This is a genomic window from Congregibacter sp. (genome assembly GCF_965662665.1).
Lineage (GTDB): Bacteria > Pseudomonadota > Gammaproteobacteria > Pseudomonadales > Halieaceae > Congregibacter.
Genome location: NZ_CBFIIF010000058.1, coordinates 1 through 5,257, shown reverse-complemented (window position 1 = coordinate 5,257; position 5,257 = coordinate 1). Strand labels below are relative to the sequence as shown.

Genomic DNA, 5,257 nt, shown 5'->3' with positions numbered 1-5,257 from the left:
CCAGGCGCTGATCGCTGGCGTCAACACCACTGAGGTCCGTATCCGGGCGAGGCAACAGTAGCTCTGAATCGGGCGCCGCACACAAATCAAGATCGCGCAGGCGCATTTCGAGGTGATACAGGCGGTCAACGCCCCAATACCACTCGCCTCCGTAAAAGAAGGTCGCCCCCGAATAGTGCTTGCGCTCGGCAAGAAGCGCGGATCCCGCGTCCAGTGCTGAGGCCAGGTCAGCGGCGCTGACACCGTTGGATGCGCAGCTCAGCAAGGTTTCCTCATCGCCTTCCCAAAGGGCAAGGGTGATTTGGGCGATGAGCGCTGGATCCGTTAATGCCTTGCCGCTAAGCAGCGCCTGGCCCGCAAGTATCTGGTGTTGTGGATCGGGCACCGTGGGCGCGCCCGTGGGAAATAGCAGATTAAAGTAGGGCGCTATGAGCTCGGCATCGCGGCGTGCCCAGATGGCGAGCTTCTCCAACTCCGGCTGGGCCTTGCCTCCCGTCGCACGTATCAAGTGTGTTCGGAGCTCTATGTCATAGCTCTCGGCAAAGGTCTTAAGGACCTGCGCGGTGAGGAGCGAATAGGGGTCATCGAGCTGATGAAAGTAATCAACTACATGGGGTTCGCCGCGCTTCTCGCGCAGCCTCTCGGCCTTCTGTCGACGTTTGCGGATCACTGCCTCGTCGGCTTCCGGTCCAAGAATCTTCTTGGATATGAGCAGGCGGATCCAGCCGGGTGGGTCTACGATAAATCCGGGCGTGGGGTTGTTTTTGGGTTCAAGCATGAATGTTCATCCAAGGCGTATTCTGTGGCGAATTCTTGTGCGCAGACGTCCTAGTAGGGGGCATCGCCCTCGCTAACGACGCGGTGCAGGCGCCTAAGCGCGGGGAAGAAGTCATTCACCGGTTTATGCTGGGTGCTTCGATTGTCCCAAATCACAACCGTGTCTTTAGCCCACCGGAGTCGACAGGTGAACTCGGGTAACGTGCAATGCTTGTAAAGGAACCGCAGAACTTCGGCGGACTCCAGAGGAGAAATCCCCTCAATATGCGTGGTGAACAGCGCATTCACAAAAATCGCCCTACGACCAGTTTCGGGATGCGTCTGAATGACCGGATGCCGCACCGGGGGGTTGTTCGCCACGGCGTCCGCCAGGCGCTCTCGTCCGCCGTCCTCTAAGAGGCTTTCCCTAAAACCCTGGGAGAAGTCGTGGACCGCTATCAGGTCGTCAAGATAACGCTGCATCCCCGGTGACAGGGCGTCGTAGGCTGCCGTCATGCTCGCCCAAAGCGTATCGCCCCCAACGCTGGGTGTTTCCACCCCACGCAACACGGTAATTGAGGGTGGGTGCTGGCGAAAGGTCATATCTGAGTGCCAGACCTCAATTTTAGACGGCCTTTCGGGCGTGCTTTCGAGCACCATCACCTCAGGGAAACCGGGCACCGTATCGTAAGCCGGATGACTCTGAAGGGGGCCGAACAGGGCCGCGAGTTCACGCTGCTGGGCGGGCGTGATGGCCTGATCCCGAAAAAAAACAACCTCATGCTGGTTTACCAGGTCGCGCAGATTGCGCTTCATATCCTCGGTCATAGGATTGCGGAGATCTATGTTGCTTACTTCTGCGCCGATGGCGCCTGCTACGGGTTTAATGTTCATTACCTTCCTAACCCTCTTCGAATCGACAGTCCCCTATGGTCCGTGCGGGATTACTCGATACCCTCCAATACAAATTTCTGTACACGCCGCCCGGTGCTGACCTCTGTGGTGTAGACGTTGCCTTCGCTGTCCACATCGACACTGTGCAGCCAGATGAACTGCCCGGGATAACGTCCGTTGCGCCCGAAAGCGCCGAGGAGCTCGTAGCTTTGCGCATCATAGATCCACACCTGACCATTCATCATATCCGCGATGTACATAAACTCCGCGTTAGGTGAAAAAGCGATGTCCGATGCGGTTCGCGTACCACCCGTGCCCGGTGCTACGACAATGTCCCGGAGGAATTTAGTTTCGCCGTTCTCACCGGTTTCGAAAACTTGAACCCGATTGTTACGCCGATCGCACACGTAAACGCGCTCGTCGGGTCCACGTACCACGCAATGCACAATATCCCCAAAAGACTCAGATTCCGGGTTTGCGCCGCCGTCGGCATTACTGGATGCCTGGCTCTGATCAAACGCACCTTCGCGAGTCTTGGCATCGGGCGAGGATGCGTAGGCACCCCAGAATCGAGTGAATTTGCCTGCCTCGTCAAAGCCAATGATCCGCTTGTTGATGTAGCCGTCGGCGATGAGTACTTCCCCGGTTTTTGGGTCTGGTGAGATGTCCGCTGGTCCACCGAGGGTTTCTCGGTCAAAGTTGCCGGCGGATCGTTCTCGGCGACCGAGGCCGCGAATGAACTCTCCATCTTCCGTAAACTTCAGTGCAACATGATCGCCATCACCATTACCGGCAATCCAGACAGAGGTCTCTTCGTCAACGTAGAGGCCGTGCACGGTGTCGGGCCATTGGTTTACACCATCGAGCGTTGGCGCATGTTCGGGGCCGCCCCAACCTTTTAAGTAAGCACCGTCGCTGGAAAACTGCATCACGTGCGGTGCGGGCGTGCAGCACACGGCGATAGGGGGAGTCTGCGCGAGCCCCGTGTCGGAAAACCCCAACGAGTTCGGGCGCTGGAGAATCCAGACGTTGTCATCTTTATCGATGGCCAGGCCCGGTACTTGCCCCATGATTATCTCGCCCGGAACCACCGGCCATGCGGCATCCACGCGAAACCGCGGGATGGGGCGGTCCGTAAATTGCTGGGTATCGACGGCCACCAGGGCCGGTGCAGCATTGGCGACAAGGGACGACATGCACAAAGTCAGGCAAAGAGAAACAAGGAGAAGACGGCGGTTCATGAATACTCCGATCAATAAGAATCTGGACAAAGCAGTGATACTGCAACGCAGTCACGAAATATAGACCAAACCGCTAGCAAAAGGTTTACTTTGCTCTGACAACCCTTTGGGCTATAGCCGCGACAGCTACTCGGTTGTTTAGGTGTCCATGCGCGGGAAGGCCCGCTGGCTCCTACTGCTCTGCGCTGCTCCTCGGTTGTATACTTCGCCTGTTGCGAGCGAGGAGAGATGTTTTGAGTAACGTCACAAGTCAACGAGAGCCACCGCGTACTGTTCCGCAAAGCCAGGAAGGTAAAATCATCAACCTGGCCTATGGCGGTATGCTAGCGAGACTTGCGGCACCTCTACCGGTGCACCGTGAGATTATTTTTGGAATCAATCCGACGCCTACAAGCACTCAACATGAAAACGTGTATGCAAAGGCGCTCCACCATCACGAAACCGCAGACGGATTCCAAACTGCATTTGCTTTCACCGCAATGGGTGATCTTGGTCGCGATGCATTGAACAGTTGTGTAGATCAGGTGCTGCTGAGCAGCTAAAATCTGCACAAAGCCGTGGCTCGTCCGCGCCGTCACCCCAGATTGAGAGCGTCTCCAGAATGAAAAAATCGGCCCCTTTATCGCTGTGCCTGATTGCATCCACGCTCTTGTGGAGCGCTGCCGTTGCTGCGCAGGATGAGCGCCCAAACATCCTGCTTGTCCTTTTCGATGACGTAGGTTTTTCGGGTTTTGGCGCTTACGGTAGCGACGCCCGCACGCCGCGAATCGACGAACTGGCAGAGCGAGGCGTCAGGCTTTCCCGTTATTACACTGCTCCGTTCTGTGGCCCCACTCGCGCCATGCTGATGACTGGCATGGACAGCCATCAGGTCGGCATGGGGACGCTTGTTGAGACCGTCACCCCTGCAATGCAGTCTTTTCCCGGCTATTCGATGCACTGGGATGCTGACCAGGAGACCATCGCTACGATGCTATCCCGCGCGGGATATCAGACTTATGTCACCGGCAAGTGGGGGATCGGTGAAATCGGCGCGAACCTGCCCAGTAGATTTGGGTTCGACCGCTCCTACGTGATGGACGCCACTGGCGGCGGCAATTACGACGCCAAGCCCTACCTGCCGGGATCCCGTGAGGTGAAATGGTTTGAGAACGGGGAGCCGGTCACGCTTCCTGAGGATCATTACTCGTCTCGGACAATTGTCGACCAGATGATCGAATACATTGATGCGGGCAACCGCGAGCAGCCTTTCTTCTCCTATCTCTCGTTCCAGACCGCTCACATTCCCATTCAGGCTCCCGTCGAATATGTCGACCGCTACAACGGTATTTTCGACGCAGGGTGGGATGTCATGCGCGAAGCGCGATTGCGCCGCACAATTGATTTGGGTCTCGTGCCCGACACGACAACCCTTGCGTCTCCTCCGGCGAATCATCGTGCTTGGCTGGATCTGACACCGGAAGAGCGATCCGTTTCAGCACGGGAAATGCAGGTGAACGCTGGGATGATGGAGGCGGCCGATTACCACTTAGGACGCCTCCTCGATCATCTGGACGCGATCGGTGCGCTGCAAAACACGGTGGTGATGGTTCTGTCGGATAATGGCGCCGAATCTGCAAAGACGAGCCTGGATGGTCCCGCCAACCTGGCATTAGACGCCATCAAATTGATCGAAGGATTCGATACATCGTACGAAAACCTCGGTCTGCGAAGAAGTCTTACTGCAGTCGGTCGAGAATGGGCCTCTGTGTTGGCGGCACCTTTTGATCTCTATAAGTTTTACGCCAGCGAGGGTGGCCTGCGCGTGCCATTGATTGCGGCGGGACCGGGCATTGCGACCTCGAAGGTCGCGCATGCGCCCGTGCATGTTGCCGATCTTGTGCCGACAATATTGGAAGCGACCGGTGTTGCTTATGACCCAGATCAGTTTTACGGGCGCAGCGCCCTGCCGATGCTGTCCGCGAATTCCGACACGACGTACAAAGACGATGAAAGCTTTTCTTTCGAAGTGAGCGGAAACGCGGCTGTTTATCGCGGGCAGTGGAAGATTACGCGCAATACGCCCCCGCAGGGCGACGGTACTTGGCGACTCTATGACCTGTCGATGGACCCCGGCGAAACCACTGACCTGTCAGCACAAAACTCCGAACTTTTTGAGGAGATGCTCGCCGAATACAGGTCTTACGCCAATCGCGTTGGCGTTTATGAAGTGGGCCCCGAAGAGTATGCAATAACGGCGCTCAGTAAGAACCTGCTCTTAAAAGTGTTTTACAAGTACTGGCTTCATCTTCTCGGATTAATGATTGCCGTGGGCGCCGCACTCTTTTTCATCGGGAAATTTGGGCTCGCGTTGTTGCTTCCCCGGA

4 protein-coding genes and 1 pseudogene are annotated in these 5,257 nt (G+C 56.7%); 2 read left to right on the top strand and 3 right to left on the bottom strand.

The window, feature by feature from the left end; genetic code table 11:
* From ACTG39_RS14035 to ACTG39_RS14025, 3 genes and pseudogenes are all read right to left on the bottom strand, one after another.
* A pseudogene (locus tag ACTG39_RS14035) lies at nucleotides 1-778 on the bottom strand (DsbA family protein); the annotation flags it as partial.
* A 50-nt stretch (nucleotides 779-828) separates the two neighbouring features.
* Entirely contained in the window at nucleotides 829-1,650 is an 822-nt protein-coding gene (locus tag ACTG39_RS14030; RefSeq protein ID WP_439108186.1) for a TauD/TfdA dioxygenase family protein, read from the bottom strand.
* Nucleotides 1,651-1,700: 50 nt separating this feature from the next.
* Nucleotides 1,701-2,891, bottom strand: a complete 1,191-nt coding sequence (locus ACTG39_RS14025; RefSeq protein WP_439108185.1) for a beta-propeller fold lactonase family protein — start codon at nucleotides 2,889-2,891, stop codon at nucleotides 1,701-1,703.
* Nucleotides 2,892-3,124: 233 nt separating this feature from the next.
* Here ACTG39_RS14025 and ACTG39_RS14020 point away from each other — a divergent pair, with 233 nt between their 5' ends.
* Together ACTG39_RS14020 and ACTG39_RS14015 are read left to right on the top strand one after the other, a co-directional pair.
* Entirely contained in the window at nucleotides 3,125-3,433 is a 309-nt protein-coding gene (locus ACTG39_RS14020; RefSeq protein WP_439108184.1) for a hypothetical protein, read from the top strand.
* Between the two features lie 59 nt (nucleotides 3,434-3,492).
* On the top strand, nucleotides 3,493-5,257 hold a 1,765-nt coding region (locus tag ACTG39_RS14015), incomplete at its 3' end, for an arylsulfatase (RefSeq protein WP_439108183.1).